The sequence below is a fragment of the Methylobacterium sp. FW306-05-D genome (assembly GCF_058782155.1).
The window spans coordinates 41354-63870 of record NZ_JBYSXL010000011.1; the positions used below are offsets into that span (position 1 = coordinate 41354).

The 22517-nt window shown below is 70.7% G+C and carries 23 protein-coding genes, 1 tRNA gene and 1 pseudogene; 16 read left to right on the forward strand and 9 right to left on the reverse strand.

Going from position 1 to position 22517, the window contains the following annotated elements:
- The first annotated feature begins 66 nt into the window (after positions 1-66).
- The 10 genes and pseudogenes from AC3WLN_RS06510 to AC3WLN_RS06555 form a co-directional block, all read left to right on the forward strand.
- Positions 67-1143, forward strand: a complete 1077-nt coding sequence (locus AC3WLN_RS06510) for a Nit6803 family nitrilase (protein ID WP_492480242.1) — start codon at positions 67-69, stop codon at positions 1141-1143.
- Positions 1097-2200: an MSMEG_0568 family radical SAM protein gene (locus tag AC3WLN_RS06515; protein ID WP_492480243.1), complete on the forward strand. Its 1104-nt coding sequence runs from the start codon at positions 1097-1099 to the stop codon at positions 2198-2200. Before AC3WLN_RS06510 ends, AC3WLN_RS06515 begins: the two co-directional genes overlap by 47 nt.
- Positions 2197-2742 (forward strand): MSMEG_0567/Sll0786 family nitrogen starvation N-acetyltransferase, encoded by a 546-nt coding sequence (locus AC3WLN_RS06520; protein ID WP_492480244.1) that lies wholly within the window; start codon positions 2197-2199, stop codon positions 2740-2742. Before AC3WLN_RS06515 ends, AC3WLN_RS06520 begins: the two co-directional genes overlap by 4 nt.
- Positions 2742-3737, forward strand: a complete 996-nt coding sequence (locus tag AC3WLN_RS06525; protein WP_492480245.1) for a sll0787 family AIR synthase-like protein — start codon at positions 2742-2744, stop codon at positions 3735-3737. The genes AC3WLN_RS06520 and AC3WLN_RS06525 overlap by 1 nt, the downstream gene beginning before the upstream one ends.
- Positions 3734-4909, forward strand: coding sequence for an MSMEG_0565 family glycosyltransferase (locus AC3WLN_RS06530; RefSeq protein ID WP_492480246.1), 1176 nt, complete (start codon positions 3734-3736; stop codon positions 4907-4909). The genes AC3WLN_RS06525 and AC3WLN_RS06530 overlap by 4 nt, the downstream gene beginning before the upstream one ends.
- Positions 4902-5183 (forward strand): MSMEG_0570 family nitrogen starvation response protein, encoded by a 282-nt coding sequence (locus AC3WLN_RS06535; protein WP_492480247.1) that lies wholly within the window; start codon positions 4902-4904, stop codon positions 5181-5183. The genes AC3WLN_RS06530 and AC3WLN_RS06535 overlap by 8 nt, the downstream gene beginning before the upstream one ends.
- Positions 5184-5223: 40 nt before the next feature.
- Entirely contained in the window at positions 5224-6492 is a 1269-nt protein-coding gene (locus tag AC3WLN_RS06540) for an MSMEG_0569 family flavin-dependent oxidoreductase (protein WP_492480248.1), read from the forward strand.
- Positions 6493-6829: 337 nt separating this feature from the next.
- Positions 6830-7762 (forward strand): transporter, encoded by a 933-nt coding sequence (locus tag AC3WLN_RS06545; protein WP_492480278.1) that lies wholly within the window; start codon positions 6830-6832, stop codon positions 7760-7762.
- Between the two features lie 162 nt (positions 7763-7924).
- Positions 7925-8797 (forward strand): Pnap_2097 family protein, encoded by an 873-nt coding sequence (locus tag AC3WLN_RS06550; RefSeq protein WP_492480249.1) that lies wholly within the window; start codon positions 7925-7927, stop codon positions 8795-8797.
- 350 nt (positions 8798-9147) lie between these two features.
- Positions 9148-9339: pseudogene (locus AC3WLN_RS06555) on the forward strand (transposase); the annotation flags it as partial.
- A gap of 129 nt (positions 9340-9468) precedes the next feature.
- On the opposite strand, the gene AC3WLN_RS06560 reads toward AC3WLN_RS06555, so the two are convergent.
- From AC3WLN_RS06560 to AC3WLN_RS06585, 6 genes are all read right to left on the reverse strand, one after another.
- Complete coding sequence (locus AC3WLN_RS06560) at positions 9469-10245, reverse strand: ABC transporter ATP-binding protein (protein ID WP_492480279.1); 777 nt, start codon at positions 10243-10245, stop codon at positions 9469-9471.
- A complete protein-coding gene (locus AC3WLN_RS06565) occupies positions 10242-11240 on the reverse strand; it encodes a FecCD family ABC transporter permease (protein ID WP_492480280.1) in 999 nt (332 codons plus the stop codon). The genes AC3WLN_RS06560 and AC3WLN_RS06565 overlap by 4 nt, the downstream gene beginning before the upstream one ends.
- Positions 11241-11299: 59 nt before the next feature.
- Entirely contained in the window at positions 11300-12319 is a 1020-nt protein-coding gene (locus AC3WLN_RS06570; RefSeq protein WP_492480250.1) for an iron ABC transporter substrate-binding protein, read from the reverse strand.
- A 191-nt stretch (positions 12320-12510) separates the two neighbouring features.
- Positions 12511-12777: an HU family DNA-binding protein gene (locus AC3WLN_RS06575; RefSeq protein WP_492480251.1), complete on the reverse strand. Its 267-nt coding sequence runs from the start codon at positions 12775-12777 to the stop codon at positions 12511-12513.
- Positions 12778-13055: 278 nt separating this feature from the next.
- A tRNA-Lys gene (locus AC3WLN_RS06580) sits at positions 13056-13131 on the reverse strand.
- A 103-nt stretch (positions 13132-13234) separates the two neighbouring features.
- The gene (locus tag AC3WLN_RS06585) at positions 13235-14824 is read right to left on the reverse strand and encodes a 2-isopropylmalate synthase (protein WP_492480252.1); all 1590 of its coding nucleotides are present in this window, start codon (positions 14822-14824) and stop codon (positions 13235-13237) included.
- A 560-nt stretch (positions 14825-15384) separates the two neighbouring features.
- On the opposite strand from AC3WLN_RS06585, the gene AC3WLN_RS06590 reads away from it, so the two are divergent.
- Entirely contained in the window at positions 15385-15870 is a 486-nt protein-coding gene (locus AC3WLN_RS06590) for an SRPBCC family protein (RefSeq protein ID WP_492480253.1), read from the forward strand.
- A 215-nt stretch (positions 15871-16085) separates the two neighbouring features.
- A complete protein-coding gene (locus AC3WLN_RS06595) occupies positions 16086-16415 on the forward strand; it encodes a hypothetical protein (protein ID WP_492480254.1) in 330 nt (109 codons plus the stop codon).
- A 10-nt stretch (positions 16416-16425) separates the two neighbouring features.
- Here the strand turns inward: AC3WLN_RS06595 and AC3WLN_RS06600 are convergent, their stop codons facing one another.
- The 3 genes from AC3WLN_RS06600 to pdxY are packed head-to-tail and all read right to left on the reverse strand — an operon-like array spanning position 16426 to position 18942.
- Positions 16426-17172: an NUDIX hydrolase gene (locus tag AC3WLN_RS06600; protein ID WP_492480255.1), complete on the reverse strand. Its 747-nt coding sequence runs from the start codon at positions 17170-17172 to the stop codon at positions 16426-16428.
- Positions 17165-18061, reverse strand: a complete 897-nt coding sequence (locus AC3WLN_RS06605; protein WP_492480256.1) for a PhzF family phenazine biosynthesis protein — start codon at positions 18059-18061, stop codon at positions 17165-17167. The genes AC3WLN_RS06600 and AC3WLN_RS06605 overlap by 8 nt, the downstream gene beginning before the upstream one ends.
- Positions 18062-18093: 32 nt before the next feature.
- A complete protein-coding gene (gene pdxY / locus AC3WLN_RS06610) occupies positions 18094-18942 on the reverse strand; it encodes a pyridoxal kinase PdxY (RefSeq protein ID WP_492480257.1) in 849 nt (282 codons plus the stop codon).
- Between the two features lie 151 nt (positions 18943-19093).
- Between pdxY and AC3WLN_RS06615 the strand changes: the two genes are divergently transcribed.
- From AC3WLN_RS06615 to AC3WLN_RS06630, 4 genes are all read left to right on the forward strand, one after another.
- Positions 19094-19615 (forward strand): DedA family protein, encoded by a 522-nt coding sequence (locus AC3WLN_RS06615; protein ID WP_492480258.1) that lies wholly within the window; start codon positions 19094-19096, stop codon positions 19613-19615.
- 6 nt (positions 19616-19621) lie between these two features.
- A complete protein-coding gene (locus tag AC3WLN_RS06620; RefSeq protein ID WP_492480259.1) occupies positions 19622-20419 on the forward strand; it encodes a cobalamin-binding protein in 798 nt (265 codons plus the stop codon).
- Positions 20420-20609: 190 nt separating this feature from the next.
- Complete coding sequence (locus AC3WLN_RS06625) at positions 20610-21095, forward strand: MmcB family DNA repair protein (protein ID WP_056477827.1); 486 nt, start codon at positions 20610-20612, stop codon at positions 21093-21095.
- A 77-nt stretch (positions 21096-21172) separates the two neighbouring features.
- Positions 21173-22507 (forward strand): adenylate/guanylate cyclase domain-containing protein, encoded by a 1335-nt coding sequence (locus AC3WLN_RS06630; RefSeq protein WP_492480260.1) that lies wholly within the window; start codon positions 21173-21175, stop codon positions 22505-22507.
- Positions 22508-22517 lie beyond the last annotated feature (10 nt).

Consider the following 22517-nt stretch of genomic DNA (forward strand, 5'->3'; position numbering starts at 1 on the left):
CGTCGCACCCGGGGGCCGCGCACCCCCCCCCCCCCCCCCCCCCCCGCCACCGCCGGAGGATCATTCATGTCTGAGAACCGGATCGTGCGGGCCGCCGCCGTCCAGATCGCACCGGACCTCGACCGGCCCGAGGGCACGCTCGAACGGGTGCTCAACGCCATCGACGAGGCCGCCGCCAAGGGCGCCCGCTTCATGGTCTTCCCCGAGACCTTCGTGCCGTACTACCCGTACTTCTCCTTCGTGTTGCCGCCCGCCCTGCAGGGCGCGGAGCACCTGCGCCTCTACGAGCGGGCCGTGACGGTGCCGGGCCCCGTCACGGACGCCGTTTCGGCCGCCGCCCGCCGGCACGGCGCCGTCATCGTGCTCGGGGTCAACGAGCGCGACCACGGCTCGCTCTACAACGCGCAGCTCGTGTTCGACGCCGATGGCACCCTGGCGCTGAAGCGGCGCAAGATCACGCCCACCTACCACGAGCGCATGATCTGGGGTCAGGGCGACGGTGCCGGTCTGACGGTGGTCGAGACCGCGGTCGGGCGCGTCGGGGCGCTGGCCTGCTGGGAGCACTACAACCCGCTCGCCCGCTACGCCCTGATGGCCCGGCACGAGGAGATCCACGCCTCCCAGTTCCCGGGCTCCCTGGTCGGCCAGATCTTCGCCGACCAGATGGAGGTGACGATCCGCCATCACGCCCTGGAGGCGGCCTGCTTCGTCGTCAACGCCACCGGCTGGCTCACCGACGAGCAGGTGGCGCAGGTCTGCCCGGAGGAGCGCCTGCGCGGCGCCTGCCGCGGCGGCAACTGCACCGCCATCGTCTCGCCCGAGGGCCGGCACCTCGCCGATCCGCTCGGCCCCGGCGAGGGCATCCTCATCGCCGACATGGACCTCGCGCTGGTGACGAAGCGCAAGCGGATGATGGACTCGGTCGGCCATTACGCCCGTCCCGAACTCCTCAGCCTCCTCCACGACGACCGCCCGGCCTCGTTCGTGCACCAGCCCATCCATTCGCAACATCAATCCCGGAGCCTCGACCATGGGCAGTTTCCCGCTTCCGACGAGCCTTCCCTCGCTTCCGCCGGACATGGCGGGCCTGGTCGGAATGCCGACGGAGCGCCTGATCAACGCGTTGCAGTCCTACGGCGTTAGGCTCGCCGACAGCCGCGCCGGGGCGCCGAGCCGCCGCGGCGGTGCCGGCCCCTCCGACCACAAGGCGATGACCATCGCGGGCCGCACCGTGATGGTGCCGGTCCATACCGAGACCGCGTTCGAGTCACCGTTCCTGGTGCGTCGACCGGACCCGGACGGGGTCTCGGTGATCGAGCACGAGGGCGCGGTGATCGGGCGGGTGACCTTCCCGGGCAAGCCGCGCTTCTACGCCCTATCGACCTTCGACGGGGTCCCCTACTCGAAGATCGCCGTGCTGCACGGACGCGACGTGCTCGCGACCACCGTGCTGCAGACCTGCATCCGCTACCAGAGCCGAACGAAGACCTGCCAGTTCTGCTCCATCGGGCAGTCGCTCTCGGCCGGCCGCACCGTGGCGCGCAAGACCCCCGAGCAGCTTGCCGAGGTCGCCCGCGCCGCCGTCCTCCTCGATGGCGTCAAGCACATGGTGATGACCACGGGGACACCGAACGCCACCGACCGCGGTGCCGCGATCCTCTGCGAGAGCGCCTTCGCGGTGAAGGCGGCGGTCGATCTTCCGATCCAGGCCCAATGCGAGCCGCCGGACGACGACCACTGGTTCGAGCGCATGAAGGCGTCGGGCATCGACGCCCTGGGCATGCACCTGGAGGCCGTCACCCCCGAGGTCCGGGCCCGGATCATGCCGGGCAAGGCCAGCGTGCCGCTGGAGCGCTACTACGACGCCTTCGCAGCCGCGGTTCCGGTCTTCGGGCATGGCCAGGTCTCGACCTACATCCTCGCCGGCCTCGGCGACGCGCCGGAGGCGATCCTCGCCATGGCCGAGCGCCTGGTCGGGATGGGCGTCTATCCGTTCGTCGTGCCCTTCGTACCGATCTCCGGAACCCCCTTGGAAAGCCACCCGGCCCCGTCGCCGGATTTCATGCACGCGATCCTGCAGCCCCTCTCCGAGATGCTGGGACGGGCGAACCTGCGCTCGACCGACATCAAGGCCGGTTGTGGTCGCTGCGGCGCCTGCTCGGCCCTCTCCACCTACGAGCGCGCGGGGGCGGCGGCATGATCCTCGAACCCGTCGCGCCCTACCGGCCGAGCCACTTCCGGGTGAAGTTCGCCACCTCGCCCTGGGAGCGGCGCGCCTGCGCGGCCCTGCGCCGGCAGGTGTTCTGCACGGAGCAAGGCATCTTCGCGGATGACGACCGCGACGCCATCGATGAGCACGCGATCCCGATCTGCGCCCTCTCGACACTGGCCGGGGACGCCGATGCCGTCGTCGGCACCGTGCGCATCCATGAAGTGGCGGAACGGCCCGGCGAATGGTGGGGCTCGCGCCTCGCCGTCGCCAAAACCTTCCGCGGCACGGCGGCCCTCGGTGCCGGACTCATCCAGGTCGCGGTCTCGTCGGCCCATTCACGGGGGTGCACGCGCTTCCTGGCGCACGTGCAGGACCGGAACGTGCCGTTGTTCCAGGCCCTGCACTGGGCGAGCCTCGACGCGGTGGAGCTCCATGGCCGCCTCCATCACCTGATGCAGGCGGACCTCGCCGCCTACCCGCCGATGCACGACCCCGAGCACGGGCTCGTCACGTTCCGCAGGGCCGCGTGATGACCGCGGCCGTCGACCTCAAGACCCTGGCAGGCCAGATCCGGGATGCCCGTGGCGTCGTCCATAAGCGCGACATCGATGCCGTCGTCACGCGCCTCGGACTGGGGGACCGGCATGCCGCGGTGCCGGTGGGCGACGATTGCGCCGCGATCCCCGACGGCGACGGTCACCTGCTCCTCGCCATCGAAGGCTTCATCGACAGCTTCGTGACCGCCGATCCGTACTTCGCCGGCTATTGCGGGATCATGGTCAACCTCAGCGACGTGGCGGCCATGGGCGGTCGCCCGCTCGCGGTCGTCGACGCCTTGTGGAGCCGGGACGCCGCATCGGCGGACCCGATCCTGGCCGGCCTGTCCGACGCCGCCTCGCTCTACGGCGTACCGGTCGTCGGCGGCCACACGAACACGCGTTCGGAGACCGGGAACCTCGCGGTGGCCGTGCTCGGCCGGGCAGGCCCCCGCCTCCTGACGAGCTTCGATGCTGCGCCCGGCGACGACCTCATCGCCGCCATCGACCTGCGCGGCCGTTTTCGCGAGCCGCACCCGTACTGGGACGCCTCGACCGGGTCGCCGGGCGAACGCCTGCGCGGCGACCTCGCCCTGCTGCCGGGGCTCGCCGAGGACGGTCTCTGCCGCGCCGCCAAGGACATCAGCATGGCGGGCGTCGTCGGCACGGCGCTGATGCTGCTCGAATGCTCGAACGTCGGCGCCGTCATCGACGTCGATGCGATCCCGCGCCCCGACGACGTTCCGATGGCGCGCTGGCTCCACGCCTTCCCGAGCTTCGGCTACCTCCTGAGCGTCCGCCCCGACCGCACCCCGGCCGTCCTCGCGCGCTTCGCCGAGCGGGGCATTGCGGCCGCCAGGATCGGAGTCATCGACGCGAGCCGGGTCGCCCGCATCCGGGATGCCGGGGGCGACGAAGCCGTGGTCTGGGACTTCGTGGCCGGCCCGCTGATCGGCTGCGGCCAGGATGATGGGGGACCGGCATCATGACCGGCCTGCGCATCGCCCTCCTGACGCATTCCACCAACCCGCGCGGCGGCGTCGCCCATTGCCTTTCCCTCGCCGAGGCCCTGTGCGGGCTCGGCCATGAGGCGGTGGTCCACGCCCCCGACCCGTCCGGCCGCGGCTTTTTTCGAGATGCCGCCTGCCCGACGGTCTCCGTCGCCGCCCGCCCCGTCGCCGGCAACACGGTCGATCTCGTGCGGACGCGCATCAACGACTACCTCGTCCACTTCGGATCGCCGGCGGCCTGCGACTTCGACGTCTTCCATGCCCATGACGGCATCGGCGGCAACGCCCTCGCGACCCTGAAGCACCGGCGCCTGATTCCGGGTTTCGTTCGCACCGTCCATCACCTGGACTCCTTCGCCGAACCGCAGCTTGCGGATTGGCAGGACCGCTCGATCCAGGAGGCTCGACACCTCCTCTGCGTCAGCCATGGCTGGACCGACCGCGTCCGGTCGGATTTCGGTGCGACGCCGGAGGTCGTCGGCAACGGCGTCGACACGGCTGCCTACCGGCCCACGCCCGACCTACGGGAGGCCGTGGTTCGGGAGCGCTGGGGGTTGGGCACCGGCCCCATCGTCCTGAGCGTCGGCGGCTTCGAGGCGCGCAAGAACACCCTCGGCATCATCGAGGCGTTCGCGCGCCTGCGTGAGCGCCATCCCGGAGCCCAGCTCGTCATTGCCGGCGGCGCCTCGCTCCTCGACCACGCCTCCTACCGCGCGCGGTGCCAAGCGGCCCTGACCGTTCATGGCCTCGCGGCGGGCTCGACCGGTCCCGTGATCGAGACCGGTCCGGTCCCGCAGGCCGACATGCCGGCCCTCTACCGGGTCGCCGACATGCTGGCCTTTCCTTCCTTGAAGGAAGGGTTCGGCCTGTGCGTGCTGGAGGCCATGGCCTGCGGCGTCCCGGCCATCGTCTCCGACCGGCCGCCCTTCACCGAATACCTCACGCCCGGCGACGCCCTCTTCGTCGATCCGGCCGACCCCGACGACATCGCCCGAGCCATGGCAACCGCCCTGGTGCCGGAGACGCGCGACCGACTGAGGGGGACGGGCTTCGCGCGCGCCGCCGCCCATTCCTGGCAGGCCTGCGCGGAGCGTCACCGCGACGCCTACGCGGGCTGCGCCCGCCTGAGACAGGAGCCAACCCATGCCTGAGATGCATTTTCACGTCCGCTGGCCCGACGGTCGGCGCGAGGCCTGCTACTCGCCCTCCCTCGTCGTGAAGGACTTCCTCACGCCGGGCGAGAGCTACGCCGTCGACGAGTTCGTCGAGAAGACCCGAACCGCCCTCAACATCGCCAGCGAGCGGGTGCGCGAGAAGTACGGCTTCGCCTGCTCCTCCGCCCTGGACCAGCTCGCCCGGATCGAGGCCGCCGCGAAGCTCCAGCCCTCCGATGGCCGGGTCACGGTCGAGACCTTCGAGCCCTGAACCGGCACCCCCCTTGCTGCAAACTCACGGAGTGAGAGCCATGACGTCCCCCTCCCGTCACGTGTCCGTTGCCGTCGTCGGCGGCGGCCAGGCCGGCCTCTCGGTCAGCTACCACCTCAAGCAGCGCGGCATCGCCCACCTCGTCTTCGAGAAGCATACCGCCGCCCACACCTGGTCGACGCAGCGCTGGGACACGTTCTGCCTCGTCACGCCGAACTGGCAGTGCGACCTGCCCGGCCATCCCTATGACGGGCCGGACCCGGACGGATTCATGCGCAAGGACGAGATCGTCGCCTACCTGAAGGCCTTCGTCGCCAAGGTGGACCCGCCGATCCGCGAGGGGGTCTCGGTCACCCGCGTCGCGCGGCGGGAAGACGGCATCTTCTCGGTTCAGACCTCCGAGGGCGACTACACCGCCGACGAGATCGTCGTGGCATCCGGCGGCTACCACACGCCGATCATCCCGCGGATGGCCGAGAAGCTGCCGGACTCGATCGCGCAGATCCACTCGAACCAGTATCGGAACGCCGACCAATTGCCCGAGGGCGAGGTCCTGGTGGTCGGTTCCGGCCAGTCCGGCGCGCAGATCGCCGAGGACCTGCACCTCGCGGGGCGCAAGGTGCATCTGGCCGTCGGGGATGCGCCCCGCTGCGCCCGGTTCTACCGCGGTCGCGACGTCGTCACCTGGCTCGCCGACATGGGCTACTATGAGATGACCGTCGACAACCATCCGCTCCGAGACGGCGTCCGCGACAACACCAACCACTACGTGACAGGCCGTGACGGCGGACGCGACATCGACCTGCGCCGCTTCGCCACCGAGGGCATGAAGCTCTACGGCCTGATGGAGGACTACCGGGACGGCAGACTGCGCTTCCGCGACGACCTCAAGAGTTCCCTCGACCAAGCGGACCGGACCTACAACGGCATCAACGCCGCCATCGACAAGTACATCGCCGAGAAGGGCATCGAGGCCCCGGCGCAGGAGCACTACACCCCGGTCTGGGAGCCGGACGAGCCGGTCACCAGCCTCGCCCTCGACGGCTCCGGCATCACCTCGGTGATCTGGTGCATCGGCTTCTCGCCGGACTTCCGCTGGCTCGATGCCTCCGTGTTCAACGGCGCGGGCAGCCCCAAGCACAGGCGGGGCGTCACGAACGAGCCCGGCGTCTCCTTCATCGGACTGCCGTGGTTGAACACCTGGGGCTCCGGCCGCTTCGGCGCCGTCGGCCGCGATGCGGACTATCTCGTGCAGGTCATCGAGAAGCGTCTGAGGGCCGAGCGGTTCGCCTTGAAGTTCGCGGTCTGAGGCTGGCCTCTGCGGTCGCCGGGATGTCACCCGGCGGCGTCTCCGCGAAAACGTCTCCGAGCTCGTATGCCCCCAAAGCCCCAAGGGACCGTCCAGACACTGTAGAGCCTGTGCCGTTCATGCAACAAGACATGACGACAAGCATTGACAAAGCGAAATTCGGTAGACTCGGCATACTTTAGTCTTAGAATATAAGCATTGATGGATATACATACAAATTGTGTGCAGATCCAGTCAATCAAGATAAATATTCAAAATTGTCGCTACGTCGCCGACGCCGATGCTTCTCGGCGGACGAGGGCGGCTGCCCAATGAAGATCCGAGAAGGGGATTGATGATGTTGAAGAAGTTCGCGGCCGCGGCGGGGGCGTTCGCTGCAATCACCCTGAGTGCGACCGCCTCGTTCGCGCAAGCCACCACCATCCCGGGCGAGCAGGTCGGTCTCGCCGCCGGCGCGCCGCTTCCCGAGGGCATCTACGCCATCGATACTTTCATCTATCGCCGGAACGACGCGCGGTTCTCGACGGATACCGCGATCAACGTGCCGCTCCTGGTCTGGTCGACGGGCTTCAAGCTGTTCGGTGCCAACGTCCAGCCAATACTCGCCCAGCCCACGGTGTTCGGGTTCCCGAACAATCCGGCGGGCGTCCCGAACCGCGACTTCTCGGTCAACGTCGGTACACTCATCGGGTCGATCTTCGCCTGGGATCTGGGCAACGGCTTCGGCGTCAGCTACCTCGCGGCGGTTCACCTGAACGATCTCGATGCCGGCCGCGGGCTGACGCAGTTCTCCTCGAACACCTACCGCCAGGGCTTCGCCGCCAGCTACACCAACGACGGCTGGAACATCACGGCCAACCTGACCCACAACTTCTACGACTCCCCCGGCCGGTTCGAGGGTGCCATCGGGCGGGCCATCGGACCGCTCTACCTCGCGGACGCCCTCCTGCTCGACCTCACGGCGACCAAGAAATTCGGCAAGTTCGAGGTCGGTGCGGTCGCCTACGGGGTGACGGACCTGCCGCTCGGCGGCGGCGACTTCGCGCGAGCCACCGCGCAGGGCTACACCCGGGCCGGGCGCTTCGCGGTCGGCGGCCTGATCGGCTATGATTTCGGGCCCTTCACGGCGCAGCTGATGGTCGCCCGCGACGTCGCGGTCCGGACCCGTGGCACCGAATCCACGGACGGCTTCATCCGTCTCATCGCCCCGCTCTACAGCGCGCCGAAGGCTGCAGACCCGATTCCGGTCAGTCTCGTCCGCAAGTATTGATCCTGAGATCCGCGGCCCGGATCGCCCACACGTGAGGCGAGGTTGCCGCGTCTGCAATCGAAGTGAAAATCCTTCCCAAGGACCCCGCTTCGATAGGGGCCGGGTGGTTCAGTCTCAACAGCTACCGCCACCCGGTCCCGCCCTCCGCAACGGAGTCGGTCGATGAGTTTACACATGCGGTTGGCCGGTGCTGGCTCGCCCCTCTCGGACGCTTCCGGCTACGTCCTGGGCATGCCGCACCTCTGCCCCAACGGCCTTTCGGAGAACTGGCTCTGGAAGGAGTTGGGCCATCGTCACTGGAACTTGATCGCCAAGGCCTATGGCAGGGCGGCGACCGGGTTCGGTTCCATGGGCGACCAGCCCATCTACGCCGCCTTCCGAAACATCTCGCTGCATGGTGGCGACCTTGGCGGCGTTCGGGAGAACGACAGCCTGGATGTACGCTCGACGCTGACGCACCTCTCGGAGACTCGGGTCGTCAGTCGCCATGTCGCCGCGTGTCGGGACCGGTTGATCGCGGATGTGGAGATGACATCCGTGTTCGTCAGGCGCGAGGCCGCGGGCGTGAACCGATCCATCACCCGTGTGAGAATCGCGGGTGCGGGAAGCGCGGAACCGTCCCTGGAGACCATGCCAGCGCAGCCCACGTCTCGTTGTCATGAGACGTTGGCTCACGATACGTGCGTCGATGAGCGCGCGCTCGGTACGACAGATATCACGATGTGCCCACATTTGGACTTCAACGGGGCTGGCCTGCTGTATTTCAGCAGCTTCATCGCCGCGGTGGATCGAGCCGAATGGCATTTCATCGGCAAGCGGGCAGGCCTTTTCTCGACCCGAGGGCGTCAAGCTCGGTTCCACGCGAACATCGAAGTCGGTGATGACGTCACCGTCCGTATGTTTGCATCACAAGTGGGTGCGGTGTGCCGGCATCGGGCGCTTCTGAGTAGCCCAGCGGATGGCAAGCTCTTGGCTGAAGTCGAAACGCACCGCGTGATGTCTCAACCCTGCTTCCTGCTTGCGCGTGAGAATTGATTAGACGCTAAATCAGGTTTATAACGTGGCGTTGACAGTTTTATTCAATAAGATTTCCAAGAGCCTTACGCCTTTAACCAGAATTTGATCGCGTTCCGTCTGTATTTTCCCTTCCATATTGATCGAGAATCAGTGGCGGAACGTCCACTGTTATAAGCGACGCGGATGGTCTGATTTGGTGAGTTTGGGTCGGATGCGGAACGTCCGCTCGCAGGCAAAGAGCCAAAGTCTGTTCCCCACCGAGGCTGTGTGAAAACGCTGTGGTTCTGGTCGTCCCTGCGTAACGGTGGAGGCTCGTCTGACGCGGTTGTTGGAGGAGCGGATCGGCATCACGTCACGCGGCTGCCGGTCCGGCTCGTGTCGTCGACCTGTCCTTCGATGAACGCGATCTTGCGGCCCTTGGTTTTGCCGGTGTGATCCCGGCGGCGACGGGTCGGCCCGGTTATCATCCCGCGACACTGCTGAAGCTCTACCGCTACGGCTACCTCGACCAGATCGCCTCGAGCCGCCGTCTGGAGCGTGAGGCCGGTCGCAGGGCGAAGGCGATCTGTTCGTGCGTGACGCGTTCGCGAGGCATGGCATCCGCCCGCCTTCAGGGTTCAGGGTGCCGAAAACCTTACTTACGCTCAGCGCGGACCGGTTTGATGGGTCAGGGTCACTTCGACAGCCTGCTAATCCGGCAGGATCGGCGCGCAGACCGCGTGGGCGTGGCCCGGCAGGGGCACCACCGCGACGGCGACGCCGTAGATCCGCGCCAGGGTCGCGGGCGTGATGGTGGCGGCGGGCGTGCCGAGGGCGAGGAGGCGGCCCTCGTGCAGCAGCGCCACCCGGTCGGCGCAGAGGAAGGCGTGATCGGGGTCGTGGGTCGAGAGGATGACCGCGATGCCGGCCCGCGACAGGCGCCGGATCTGGCCGAGCACCCGGGCCTGGTTGCCGAAGTCGAGGCTCGCGGTGGGCTCGTCCATCACGACGATCCGCGGCTCGCCGGCCAGCGCCCGGGCGATCAGCACCATCTGGCGCTCGCCGCCGCTGATCTCGGTATAGGCCCGCTCCGCGAGATGCCCGATCTCGAGGGTCGCGAGCACCCGCTCCGCCATCGCCCGATCGGCCGGGCCGGGGCTCGCGAAAGTGCCGAGCCGGCTCGCCCGCCCCATCAGCACCACGTCGCGCACCCGGAACGGGAAGAACGCGCCCTGCGCCTGGGGTACGTAGCCGAGGCTCGCCGCCAGCCGGCGCCGGGACCAGCGCGCGATCTCGGCCCCGTCGAGGCGGATGCGTCCGCCGAGGGGCGGCAGCAGGCCCAGCAGCGTCTTGAACAGCGTGGTCTTGCCGCCGCCGTTCGGCCCCAGCAGGCACAGCACCTCGCCGGGCTCCACGGTGAAGTCGAGGCCGGTGCCGACGGGACGGCGTCCGTAGCCGAAGGCGAGGTTCTCGACGCTGAGCATCAGGCCCAGCCCCGCCGGCCGCTGGCGAGGAGCCAGAGGAAGAAGGGCGCGCCGATGAGCGCGGTCAGGATGCCGAGGGGCACCTCGATGGGGGCGATGGTGCGGGCCACGAGGTCGACGGCGAGGAGGTAGCCGGCGCCGAGGACGAGGGAGGCCGGCAGCAGGCGCCGGAAGTCCGGGCCCACGAGGAGCCGGGCCACGTGGGGCACCAGAAGGCCGATCCAGCCGATCACCCCCGTCACCGAGACCGAGGCGGCGGTGACCAGGGTGGCGGCGGCGATGAGGACAGGGCGCAGGAGGCGGGTCTCGACCCCGAGGGCGCGGGCCTCCTCCTCGCCGAGGCTCATCAGGTTCATGCGCCAGCGCAGGAGCACCAGGGGCACGAGGCCGAGGCCGATCGCCGGCAGGATCGCGCCGAGATCCGCGAGGGTCGTCGAGGCGAGGCTGCCGAGGAGCCAGTAGGTGATGGCGGGCAGCTGGTTGTAGGGGTCGGCGAGCACCTTCAGGAGCGAGATCGCCGAGCCGAGCACCGCCCCGATCGCGACGCCGGCCAGCACCAGCGTCAGCACCGGATCCTGCCGGCGCACCGCCGCGCCGACGGCGTAGACGGCCGCGACCGCGCCGAGGCCGCCGGCGAAGGCCAGGCCCTGGATCGCCGCCACCGGCAGGGACAGGAAGATGCCGAGGACGGCGCCGAGGCTCGCGCCGGCCGAGACCCCGAGGATGTCCGGCGAGACCAGGGGGTTGCGGAACAGGCCCTGGTAGGTCGCCCCGGCCGCCGCGAGGCTCGCCCCCACCACCAGGGCGGCGAGGACGCGCGGCAGGCGGACCTGGAGGATGACGGTCTGCATCGCAGGGTCGGCCCGTGCGGGCAGGCCGAGGAGCCGGGCACCGAGGATCTCGACCACGTCGCCGAGCGGAACGGCGAAGCGCCCGGTGGCCAGCGCCAGCACCACCAGGGCGAGGAGCCCCAGCCCCGGCAGCAGGACGGGCCAGATCCGCGCCCAGGGCCGGCGGCGCGCATCCTCCGCCAGGGCGAGGGCCTCGGTCTCGGGCGTCACGGCTTCGGACCGGCCGCCGCACCCGCGAGGAGCGCCGCCACCTGCCCGTCATCGAGCTCGACATGATAGAAGTGCCGGTAGAAGTCCCGCGTCGCCGCCTCCAGGCCGGTCGGGAACAGGTCCGGATAGAGCACCTGCGCCAGCCAGCGGACGCCGATCAGGCGATTGGCGCCGGGCGGGGCATCGAACCAGCCGAAGGGCAACGCCGGCACCTGATACACCCGCCCCGCCCGCACGGCCCGGAGGCCGGACCAGAGCGGGTCCTCGGCGATGCCGCGCCGGAAGCCCGCATCCTGGGTGAGGATCACGTCCGGGTCCCAGGCCAGCACCTGCTCCGGCGAGACGGTGGCGATGCCGCCGGACCCGGCCGCGGCCGCGACGTTGCGGGCGCCGACCACGCCGAGGAGTTCGACGTTGATCGACCCGCCGAGGCCGGTCTCGAGCCCCTTCGGCCCGCGGGCGTAGTAGACGCGGGGGCGCCGCTCGTCCGGCACCCTGGCGATCACCCGCGCCACCTCCGCCACCGCGGCGTCCGCCGCGCCCGCGAGCTCGGCGGCGGCCGCCTCCGTGCCGAGGAGGGCGCCGAGGCGCCGGTAGCTCTCCGCTGTCCGCTCGAAATGCCCGTCGAGGAGCACGTAGGGAATGCCGGTCTGGGCCTGGACCCGGTCGGCCAGCGAGACGTAGGTCGGCGCGGTGCTGCCGACATCGACGATGAGGTCGGGCCGCAGCCCGAGGACCGCCTCGACATTGGCGGTCCCGCCGCGCCCGGTCAGCCGCCCCGTGGCCGGCAGGTCCCGGGCCGCGGGGGCGAGGTAGGGTTTCTCCTCCGGGGTCGGGCTGCGAATCCAGCCGATCATCCGGTCCGGCGCCAGGGTGTAGAGCAGGACGGAGGCCGGCGGCCCGGCCGCCAGGATGCGGGCCGGGCGCTCGGGCACCTCGACGGTCCGGCCGGCGGCATCGGTGAAGGGCCGTGCCGCGGCCGGCAGCCCGAGGGCCAGGCCCAAGGGCAGTGACAAGGGCAGTGACAGGGAAACGAGGCGGAGGAGGGATCGAAGGCCGGACCGGGATCCGTGGCGGGGGCGTGGAGACGATGCCGTGTTCACAGTCAAAGAACGATCCTCGGCCGGGCCGGCCCTGGTGGCAGTGTAAACGCTCCGGCCCGCCGCGCCTATGGATCGGCCCGCACCGAAGGGCACCGGGCCGGCGGTCACGGCGACGCGCTCCGGCCCGCCGGCGGTCGTTCCGGAGGGCGATGGGGCAGGAGGTCGCCGGTCCTGGGGCGCGGCATGCCCTGGAGCGTCGGCCGGCGCCCCACGGCCGAGAACACCCCGAGGCCCCGCAATTCGACCCGGTCGTCCGCCGCCAGGGCATCGCCGATCCGCGTCAGGACGGCGTTCACCACCGCCTCCACCTCCGTGAGGTCGAGATGCGCGGACTGCTCCCGGGCGCGGGCGATCCGTCCGGACCTGATCACAGGCGAACCTCGCAAGCGTGGGCGGCGTGGGGGCCATGCGCGAGGGCGCGGCCTGTCAGCCGGCCGGAGATCGGACGAGGACGGATCGCCCCGGAGGCTGCCGGAGGCCGGGATCGCACCGGACGACGGCTCGGGGTCGCGCGATCAGGCGGATGCCGACAAAGGTCGCGCCGCCCGCCGATCAGTCCCGTCTCGTCGGCGCGCGGGCGGCATGGGGACGGGCCTGAAAACACAAAAGCTCCGGACATTTGTCCAGAGCTTCGGTCGCTTGAAAGGATTGGTGGGTGCACAAGGGTTCGAACCTTGGACCCGCTGATTAAGAGTCAGCTGCTCTACCAACTGAGCTATGCACCCAACGCCTTGCGGCGGTCGCTGCGGCCCACCAAGTCCGCCGCGACGAGGGGGCTGATAGCAAACGGCCCGGGGGGTGTCCACCCCCGGGGCGTTATTTTCTCGGCTAAACCGAGGCCGGGCTCTGAGCGTGCAGCCGCACGGCCCAGGCTTCGAGCTTGTTGAGGGCCGAGAGGTAGGCGCGGGCCGAGGCGACCAGGGTGTCGGGGTCGGCGCCGCGGGCGGTGACGCTGCGCTCGCCGCTCTTCAGGCGCACCGAGACCTCGGCCTGGGCGTCCGTGCCCTCGGTCACCGCATGGACCTGGTAGAGTTCGAGATCGGCCGCGTGCGGCACCAGGGCCTGGATCGCGTTGAAGACTGCGTCCACGGGGCCGTTGCCGTCGGCCTCCTCGGTGACGACCCGGCCCTCGATGTCGAGCTTCAGCGTCGCCCGCTGCGGGCCGCGGGTGCCGGCGATCACCGACAGCGAGACCAGGCGGATGCGGTGGTGCGCCGTGGCGAGGTTCTCGTCGACCAGCGCCTCGATATCCTCGTCGTAGACGTGCTTCTTGCGGTCGGCGAGCGCCTTGAAGCGCTCGAACACGTCCTGCAGCTGGTTGTCGCTCAGCACGAGGCCGAGTTCGTCCAGCTTCGAGCGGAAGGCGGCCCGGCCCGAATGCTTGCCCATCACGAGCGAGGTCTTGGCGACCCCGACCGAGGCCGGGGTCATGATCTCGTAGGTCTCGGTGTGCTTGAGCATGCCGTCCTGGTGGATGCCGCTCTCGTGCGCGAAGGCGTTCCGACCGACGATGGCCTTGTTGTACTGCACGGGGAAGTTCGTGGCGTGGCTGACGAGCTTCGAGGCGCGGGTGAGCATGGTGCTCTCGATGCCGGTCTCGTAGGGCATGACGTCGCCGCGGGTACGAATCGCCATGACGATCTCCTCCAGGGCGGCGTTGCCGGCGCGCTCGCCGATGCCGTTGATGGTGCACTCGACCTGACGGGCGCCGCCCTCGACCCCCGCCAGGGAGTTGGCGATGGCGAGCCCGAGATCGTCGTGGCAATGCACCGAGAAGATCGCCCGGTCGGCGTTCGGCACCCGGTTGCGGACATCCTGGAACATCCGGCGGTACTCGTCCGGCGTGGCGTAGCCCACGGTGTCGGGCAGGTTGATGGTGGTGGCGCCAGAGCGGATCGCCGCCTCGACGCAGCGGCAGAGGTAGTCGATCGGCGTGCGGGTCGCGTCCATGGCCGACCACTCCACGTCCTCGACGAGGTCGCGGGCCTGGGCCACGGTCTTGAGGATGATTTCCACCACCTCGTCCTCGGACTTGCGCATCTGATGCGCGAGGTGGATCGGCGAGGTCGAGACGAAGGTGTGGATGCGCCCGCGCCTGGCCTGCCGCACCGCCTCGCCGGCCCGGGCGATGTCGGCGGGGATCGCGCGGGCGAGGCCCGCGATGGTCGCGCGCTTGGCCCGGCGGGCGATCTCCGAGACCGCCTCGAAATCGCCGTGCGAGGCGATGGGGAAGCCCGCCTCGATGATGTCCACGCCCATCGTGTCGAGGAGTTCGGCGACCGCGAGCTTCTCGTCGAGGGTCATGGTGGCACCGGGGCACTGCTCGCCGTCGCGCAGGGTGGTGTCGAAGATGAGGACGCGGTCCTTGGGGCGGTCCTGTCCGCGGGCTTCGGGCGCCGGGGTCGGGGAAGTGGTCATGACGGATGTCCTGTCGCGGCGCGGTCCGGGGAGGGACGCGGCGCCCTGAAGATCGAAGGGGTCCGGGCCGAGCGCCGCAATGCCGGCGCGGGCCTTCGCGAATTGCGCTCCCCTGAGAGCCCAGGCGCACGCGCCCGGACGGCCCTCAGGGGCGGATAAGGAGCAGCAGGGCGGCAAGAGACGCGCGCGACCGGGCGGCCGCGAAGGCGGCGTCGGTGGTGCTGCGCGTGGAGCCGGCGCTGGCCAAGGCTCGTCTCTCCCGAGGGGCAGGGGCGCACCGCGGCGGCGCGCGAACCCTTGCGACGGCGGTGTACCTAGCCGCTGAGGGCCGGCTTGACAAGGTTCGCCCCGGCGGCCCCGCCCCGTGCCCAGCCACGGGACGGGGACGAAGCCGACCACCGGGCCTGGTTGCCCACAAGGTCTTGACGGAATGCGCGATCGTTTCGGCCGGACGCATTGCCGTCGAGGCCGCGCCGCCTAGCTTCGCAGGTGGATCGAATACGATTCGGCGGCGCAATCAGTCCGTCCACGCAAGAAAAAATCTGGAAGGAACCCCCATCATGTCGCGGACGCTCTCGCGCACCCTCGCCCTGCCCGCCCTCGCCGTGCTCGCCGGAACGGCGCCGGCTCTGGCGCTCGATGCCGCCAAGACCATCGATGTCGCCGCGCCCCCGGCCAAGGTCTGGGCGACGATCGGAGACTTCTGCGGAATCGGCCAGTGGCATCCGGCCATCGAGAAGTGCGTGCTGTCGCAGGACGGCGGCAAGACCCTGCGGACCCTGAGCCTCAAGGGCGGCGGCACCATCGTGGAATCGCAGACGAAGCGCGACGACAAGGCGATGTCCTACACCTACGCCATCGTCTCCGGCCCGCTGCCGGTGAGCGACTACTCCTCGACGATCTCGGTGGTGCCGAAGGGCTCGGGCTCGACGGTGAACTGGACCGGCAACTTCAAGGCGAAGGGCGCCCCGGACGCCGTGGCCATCGACGCGGTCTCGGGCATCTACGATTCCGGCCTGAAGGCCATCGCCGACAAGTCTAAGTAACCGACAGGCCCAAGTGACCGACAAGTCCAAGTAAACAGACCGCAATTCGACAGACCAAGGTCACGCGGACCAAGATCGTGGGCGGCTCTTCCCGGGCCGCCCTCCCCTCACGTCCGTTCCGCCGCGCACCCGATTGACCGGCCGGAGCGCTCGGCGCAAAACCGCCCCGGATCAAGCTGTGCCGTTTCCCGGCACGGGTACAGTCAGGAGCCGCCGTGTCCCGGGTCAGCCTCGCCGTCGCCGTCCTTCTCTCCGCCGCCCTGCTCGGCGCCTGCAAGCCGACCGCCTCGGCGCCGCCCGCGCCCGCCGTCGCCGCGGCGCCCGCGGTCGCCGCTCCCCTACCCCAGGGCAATGGCTGCGGCCCGGCCATCGCCCGCACCCAGGCGGTGGTCGACAGCGACGTCGCCACCGGCAACCTGAACCCGCCGGTGGGCGAGCGATTCAGCGCCGACCTGCGCCATGCCGCCGACGCCTGCGCGGGCGGGCGCGAGCGCGAAGCCCTCGGCCTCCTGGGCGCGGCCAAGGCGCGCTACGGCTACCGCTAGCGCATCTCCTTCACGCGAGCCGGCATCCACCGCGCTGGAAAAGGCTTTCGTCGCCCGCGAAGGCCCGGGCGAGATAGGCGCGCACGAAGCCGGGCATCCGGGCGGCATCGAGGTCGTCCGGTCCGCGCACGACGGTGAAGCCCGCGAGTTCCGGCGCGGTCTCGCCCCGGCGATGCGCCTCCATCCGGGCGTGCAGCACCGCGGCGGTCTCGGCGAAGCGCACCGGGCGCAGGAAGGCGTGCTGGCTCTGGCCCGAGACCAGGACCCACGCCTCCGGCGCGTCGACGGCGAGGGCGAGGCCCGTCTCCTCCAGGAGTTCACGCGCGGCGCTGCCGGCGAGGTCGACGCGGCCGCCATCGCGGATGTCGGCCCGGTCCGGGGTGCCGCAGGCGAAGTAGACCTGCCCTGCATTGGCGGTGTGATCGCCCATGATGCCGAGGAGGGCCGCGCCGTCGGCGCTCCAGGGCACCACCGCCGCGAAGGCGTTGCTCACCGCCGGGTCCGGGGAGCCGGCGAGGCGGAAGGCGAGGAACTGGGAATATGCCACCTCGAACAGGTCGATGAGGCAGGTCGATCCGTCGATGCGGCAGTCGCGGGCGAGGAGCACCCGCCCGTCGAACAGGTCCGGCCGCTCGGCGCGCCGGCGCGCCCAGATCTCGGCGATCGTCCCGGCCTCGTCGCGGGCCCAGGCCCAGTCGGACGCCACCAGCCGGGCCTCGATCCGCCGGAGCGGCGTCAGCGTGAAGCCGTCAGACAAGCAGCGTGCCTTCGCTCACCAGGACCGCCGCCCCGCTGATCTCCACCGAGCGCAGGGCGCCGGCCTCGATCACGAGCTGGACCCCGATCGTGCTCGGCCGGCCCATGGCGACGCCCTGGTGCAGGACGATGTCGTGCTCGCCGTCGCCGAGGGGCTCGAACTGCATCATCACCCCGGCGAAGGCCGCCGCCGCCGACCCGGTCGCGGGGTCCTCCGGCACGCCGAGATGGGGGGCAAACATCCGGGCCTGGTAGCGGTGGCCGACCGCCTCGGGATCGAGGGTGTAGCAGTAGAGCGCGGCCGGCGTGCCGAGGTCGTCGAGGGCGGCCGGCACCACGCGGGCCCGCTCGAGGGCCGCCCGGCTGGCGAGGGGCACGAACAGGAAGGCGGGCCCGGCCCGGTGCCGGCTCGGGGCGTGCCGGCCGAATCCGATCTCGCCCGGCTCCAGGCCCAGGGCGGCCGCGATGGAATCCGCCTCGGGCCCCGCCCCCAGATATTCCGGCAGCACCGGCATCTTGAAGCGCCCGGTGCCGCGCCCCTCCCCGGGCTCGACGACGCAGGCGAGCGTCCCCAGCGCGGCCTCGAGCCCGAAGGCCACCGCGTCGGCGAGGCCCGCCCGCTGGTCGCGCAGGGCGAGCAGGATCGCGGTGCCGAGGGTGGGATGCCCGGCGAAGGGCAATTCGGAGGCGGGCGTGAAGATGCGCATCCGGGCGCGGTGCCGGGGCGCCTCGGGCGGGAGCAGGAACACCGTCTCGGAGAGGTTGAACTCGGCGGCGAGGGCCTGCATCGCGGCGGTGTCGAGACCCTCGGCATCGAGCACGACCGCGAGGGGATTGCCGGTCAGCGCGGTGTCGGTGAACACGTCGAGGGTCACGAAGCGGCGTGGCATCGCAGGGTCTCCGGGCTTCAGGAGCGTCGACCTTAGACGGTGTCGACCGGGAACGTCTCGCTCGGCGTGACGAACTCGTCCTGCGCCGCCACCGTGAGGATCTCGCGCGAGCCCGCCTCGGCCGTGCGGCGCAGGAGGCCGTAGATCGAGGCCCCGGCCATGCCGAGCGCCAGGGCGGCCGAGCGCGTCCGGGCGTAGTGCACCAGAAACAGGGCCGCGATGGCATCGCCCGCGCCGTTCACGTCGAGATGGAGGCGCGGGGTGCGCAGGCGCCAGACATGGCCGCCCTCTCCCGCCAGGAGGTCGATGGCGTCGTCCGGCGTGTCGTCGGTGATCAGCGAGGTCACGAGGACCACGCGGGGCCCCAGCGCCTGGACCGAGGCCACCGCGCGCTTGGCCTGCGCGAGGGTGCCGGTGGGCAGGCCCGAGAGGTGGTTCAGCTCGAACTGGTTCGGGGTGACGATGTCGGCCGCCGGCACCGCCTGATCGCGCATGAATTCGGGGATGCCGGGCCGCACGTAGATGCCGCGGTCGGTGTCGCCCATCACGGGGTCGCAGGCGTAGAGGGCCTGCGGGTTGAGCGCCCGCACCGAGGCCACCGCCCGCACGATGGCGGTGCCGATATCGGCCGAGCCCATGTAGCCCGAGAGCACCCCGTCGCAGGTCCCGAGCACGCCGCGCTCGGCGATGCCGGCCACGAGGTCCTCGATCGCCGGACCGTCGAAGACCCGTCCGCGCCAGGCGCCGTAGCCGGTGTGGTTGGAGAACTGCACCGTGTGGATCGGCCAGACCTCGACGCCGAGGCGCTGCATCGGAAACACCGCGGAGGCGTTGCCCACGTGGCCGAAGGCGACGTGGGATTGGATCGAGAGGATGTTCATGCCGGTATCTCCCGAAGTCGCGCGGCGAAGGAGCGGTGGCGCCAGCCCTTAACCCGGTTTTCCGGTCCGACGCACCCCCACGGGCGCCCCGCGCGCTTGCCCCGATGCGCCCCCTCGGTCACAGCGAGGGACCGAACCTTGAGCGAGATCCATGGACTTCGACGCAATCCGCACCAGCACCCTCGCCTTCGTCGAGGCGAACCAGGGCTGGACGCCGCTCATCGTCGGCGTGCTCGCCTTCTGCGAATCCCTGGCCTTCCTGTCGCTGCTGGTGCCCGCCACCTTCCTGCTCCTCGGCATCGGGGCGCTGATGGGCTCGATCGGCATCCCGTTCTGGCCGGTGATGCTCGCGGGCGCCCTCGGGGCGGCGCTCGGCGACTGGGTCTCCTACGAGTTCGGGCACTACTACAAGGAGGGTGCCAAGCAGATGTGGCCGATGCGGCGCTATCCCGCCATCGTCGCCCGCGCCGAGGAATTCTGCCGCAAGTGGGGAGCGGGCGGCATCCTGATCGGGCGCTTCATCGGGCCGGCCCGGGCCGTGGTGCCGCTGATCGCCGGGGTGTTCGGCGTGAAGCGCCTGCCGTTCCAGGTCGCCAACGTCACCTCGGCCCTGGCCTGGGCCTTCCTCATGCTGGCGCCGGGGGCCGGGCTCCTCGGCTACCTGAAGGGCTGAGGCGCCGTGCGCCGGTTTCCGCCCGAGCGCATCGTCTGCCTGACGGAGGAGACCGTCGAGACGCTCTACCTGCTCGGCCAGGAGGGCCGCATCGTCGGCGTGTCGGGCTACGCGGTGCGCCCGGCCCGGGTCCGGCGGGAGAAGCCGCGGGTCTCGGCCTTCACCAGCGCCGACCTCCCCAAGATCCTGGCCCTCGCCCCCGACCTCGTCCTCGCCTTCTCCGACCTCCAGGCCGAGATCGTGGCCGACCTCGCCCGGGCCGGCGTCGCCGTGCACCTGTTCAACCAGCGCGACCTCGCCGGCTGCTTCGCGATGATCCGGACCGTGGGCGCCCTGACCGGCGTGCCGGCCGAGGCCGAGGCCCTGGCGACGCGCCTCGCCGAGCGGATCGCCCAGGCGGCCGCGGAGAGCGCCGGGCAGCCGCGTCCGCGCGTCTATTTCGAGGAATGGGACGCGCCGCTGATCTCCGGCATCGGCTGGGTCTCGGATCTCATCGCGGCGGCCGGCGGCGACGACGTCTTCCCCGAACGCAGCCGACAGGCGGCGGCCCGGGACCGGATCGTGAGCCCGGAGGCCGTGATCGCGGCGCGGCCCGACGTGATCATCGCCTCCTGGTGCGGCAAGCGCGTGAACCGCGAGCGCATCCGGGCCCGCCCGGGCTGGGACGCGATCCCGGCGGTGGCCGCGGGGCGCATCCACGAGATCAAGTCGCCGCTCATCCTGCAGCCGGGGCCCGCCGCCCTCACGGATGGATTCGACGCGATCCGCGCCGCCCTGCGGGACGCCCCGGGGACCGGGGCCTGAACGCCCTCACCACGCCGGCAGAGGATCGGGATTCCGCCGGCGCGCTGGGAGCCCGCCAAGACGGAGCCGCGCGCCCGGCTCGCGCACCCGTCTGGCGGCGGCAAAGGGGTCGCAGGTGACAAGCCGTGCCGCGGCTGGTTTCCTGGGCGGCGTCCCGATTCGGGACGTCGTTCCGATGCATCAGAGCCGTATGTCCGCAGCCCTCGCGTCCGTGATCCTCCCGCCCGACCGGCGCCAGTCGGCCACCGCGCTCCAGGTCCAGCGCGGCGTCCGGCGCCTGTTCGCCGAACTCGGCCACGTCACCATCCCGGAATTCTCCCTGGCGAACGGACGGCGCGCCGACGTCATCGCCCTGTGCCCGGCCGGACGCCTGACCATCGTGGAGATCAAGTCGAGCGTCGCCGACTTCCGGGCCGACCGGAAATGGCCGGACTACCGGGATTACTGCGACCGCTTCTACTTCGCGATCCCCGAGACGCTCTCCACCACCCTGACCCCGGAGGATGCCGGTCTCATCGTCGCCGATGCCTTCGGCGCCGCGATCCTGCGCGACCCGGCGGACCACCCCCTGAGCGGCCCCCGGCGCAAGGCCGTCACCCTGCGCTTCGCCCACAGCGCCGCGCGCCTGCTTCACGCCCTGGCCGACCCCGGCGCCATCCGCGAAGGGGCGCTCTGAGCCACGGCGAATCGCCGCCGCTGCGCCGGCGGCCCGGCATGGTAAGGAGCCACGCCCACTCACCGACGGCCGAAGACATGCGCCTGCCCTCCCGTCGCCGTCCCAACGACGGCGATCCCACCATCCTGCGACGGCTCCAGGCCGCCTCGGGCCGCCGCTCCCTGGTGCTCTACTTCATCATCGTCCTGGTGCTCCTGGCCACCGCCCAGGGCTACGACGGCTCGAGCCATTCCGCTCATCACTGGATCGGCCTCGGGATCTACGCGGTGTTCTCCCTCGGCCTCGGAATCGCCGATTGGCGCGCGTCCCGGAGCGACGGCGGGGCGGAGCCCGGGACGGAATGGCTGGCCTGGACCGCGACCCTGCTGAATGCCGGCGTCGCGCTGTTCCTCATCGTCGAGCACATGCTGATCGGCGCCGTGGAGACCGAGGAGACCGCCACCGCGGTGAGCCGGCTGCCGGCCTTCCTCCTCCTGCTCCAGACCGGCCTGAGCATGCGGGTCTGGCACACCGTCGTCTTTTCCGGACTGGTGAGCCTCGCCTGGGGCACCACCATCCTGGTCGCCTACCTCGCCCCCGAGAGTGCCCTTCTCGGCCCGCACGTCACCCTGGAGGAAGAGGTGCCGGGCCTCCTGACCTTCCTGGCCGCGAGCCTGGTGGTGATCGACGGCGTCCGCCGCCTGCAGATGGCGGTGACGACCGCCCTGCGGATGGAGCGGGAGCGCACCAGCCTCGCGCGCTTCGTGCCGCGGCGGGTGGCGGGAGACCTCGCCGAGAGCGGCGGCGGGGTCGGCGCGGTCCAGTCCCGCCATGCGGGTCTGTTCGGTCTCGACCTGCGCGGCTTCTCGGCCTTCTCCCGAGATCAGGCTCAGGAGGAGGTGGTGCGGGCCCTGCTCGATATCCGCGCCCTGACCCATGTGGCGGTGAGCGAGCACGGCGGCATCGTCGACAAGTACGTGGGCGACGGCATCCTGGCGCAGTTCATCGTCGGTCGGCCGCAGGCCCAGGCCGAGGCGATGCTGGCCTGCGCTCGGACCATCGTCGCACGCCTTGTGACCCTGAACGGGGACCGGCGCCGGGACGGGCGCCCCGAGTTGCGCATCACCATGGCGCTGCATGCCGGCGAGGTGCTGGTCGGGGTGTTCGACGATGGCCACCGGGCCGAGTTCACGGTGCTGGGCACGGCGATGAACCGCCTCGCGCGGATCGAGGCCCGAGCCAAGGCCGCCGACCTGACCCTGGCGGCCTCGGACGAGGTGATCCGCCTCCTCGCCCCCGCCACCCGGGCGTCGCTGCAGCTCTCAGGGATGCCGCCGTCGGATTGCCGGGACACCCGCGACATGCAGCTCTTCGCAGTGGACTGGACCGAGGGCGTCGCGGCGTCGGAGCAACCGGTCGTCTCCCTGGCGTGAGACGGCGCGC

Bases quoted from the DNA above. Each gene is read 5' to 3' on its own strand.
- AC3WLN_RS06525 (WP_492480245.1), top strand. From the start codon at position 2,742: ATGACCGCGGCCGTCGACCTCAAGACCCTGGCAGGCCAGATCCGGGAT.
- AC3WLN_RS06590 (WP_492480253.1), top strand. From the start codon at position 15,385: ATGTCGCGGACGCTCTCGCGCACCCTCGCCCTGCCCGCCCTCGCCGTG.
- AC3WLN_RS06535 (WP_492480247.1), top strand. From the start codon at position 4,902: ATGCCTGAGATGCATTTTCACGTCCGCTGGCCCGACGGTCGGCGCGAG.
- AC3WLN_RS06625 (WP_056477827.1), top strand. From the start codon at position 20,610: ATGTCCGCAGCCCTCGCGTCCGTGATCCTCCCGCCCGACCGGCGCCAG.
- AC3WLN_RS06510 (WP_492480242.1), top strand. From the start codon at position 67: ATGTCTGAGAACCGGATCGTGCGGGCCGCCGCCGTCCAGATCGCACCG.
- pdxY (WP_492480257.1), bottom strand. From the start codon at position 18,942: ATGAACATCCTCTCGATCCAATCCCACGTCGCCTTCGGCCACGTGGGC.
- AC3WLN_RS06630 (WP_492480260.1), top strand. From the start codon at position 21,173: ATGCGCCTGCCCTCCCGTCGCCGTCCCAACGACGGCGATCCCACCATC.
- AC3WLN_RS06540 (WP_492480248.1), top strand. From the start codon at position 5,224: ATGACGTCCCCCTCCCGTCACGTGTCCGTTGCCGTCGTCGGCGGCGGC.
- AC3WLN_RS06515 (WP_492480243.1), top strand. From the start codon at position 1,097: ATGCCGACGGAGCGCCTGATCAACGCGTTGCAGTCCTACGGCGTTAGG.
- AC3WLN_RS06520 (WP_492480244.1), top strand. From the start codon at position 2,197: ATGATCCTCGAACCCGTCGCGCCCTACCGGCCGAGCCACTTCCGGGTG.
- AC3WLN_RS06615 (WP_492480258.1), top strand. From the start codon at position 19,094: ATGGACTTCGACGCAATCCGCACCAGCACCCTCGCCTTCGTCGAGGCG.
- AC3WLN_RS06585 (WP_492480252.1), bottom strand. From the start codon at position 14,824: ATGACCACTTCCCCGACCCCGGCGCCCGAAGCCCGCGGACAGGACCGC.
- AC3WLN_RS06605 (WP_492480256.1), bottom strand. From the start codon at position 18,061: ATGCCACGCCGCTTCGTGACCCTCGACGTGTTCACCGACACCGCGCTG.
- AC3WLN_RS06545 (WP_492480278.1), top strand. From the start codon at position 6,830: ATGTTGAAGAAGTTCGCGGCCGCGGCGGGGGCGTTCGCTGCAATCACC.
- AC3WLN_RS06530 (WP_492480246.1), top strand. From the start codon at position 3,734: ATGACCGGCCTGCGCATCGCCCTCCTGACGCATTCCACCAACCCGCGC.
- AC3WLN_RS06550 (WP_492480249.1), top strand. From the start codon at position 7,925: ATGAGTTTACACATGCGGTTGGCCGGTGCTGGCTCGCCCCTCTCGGAC.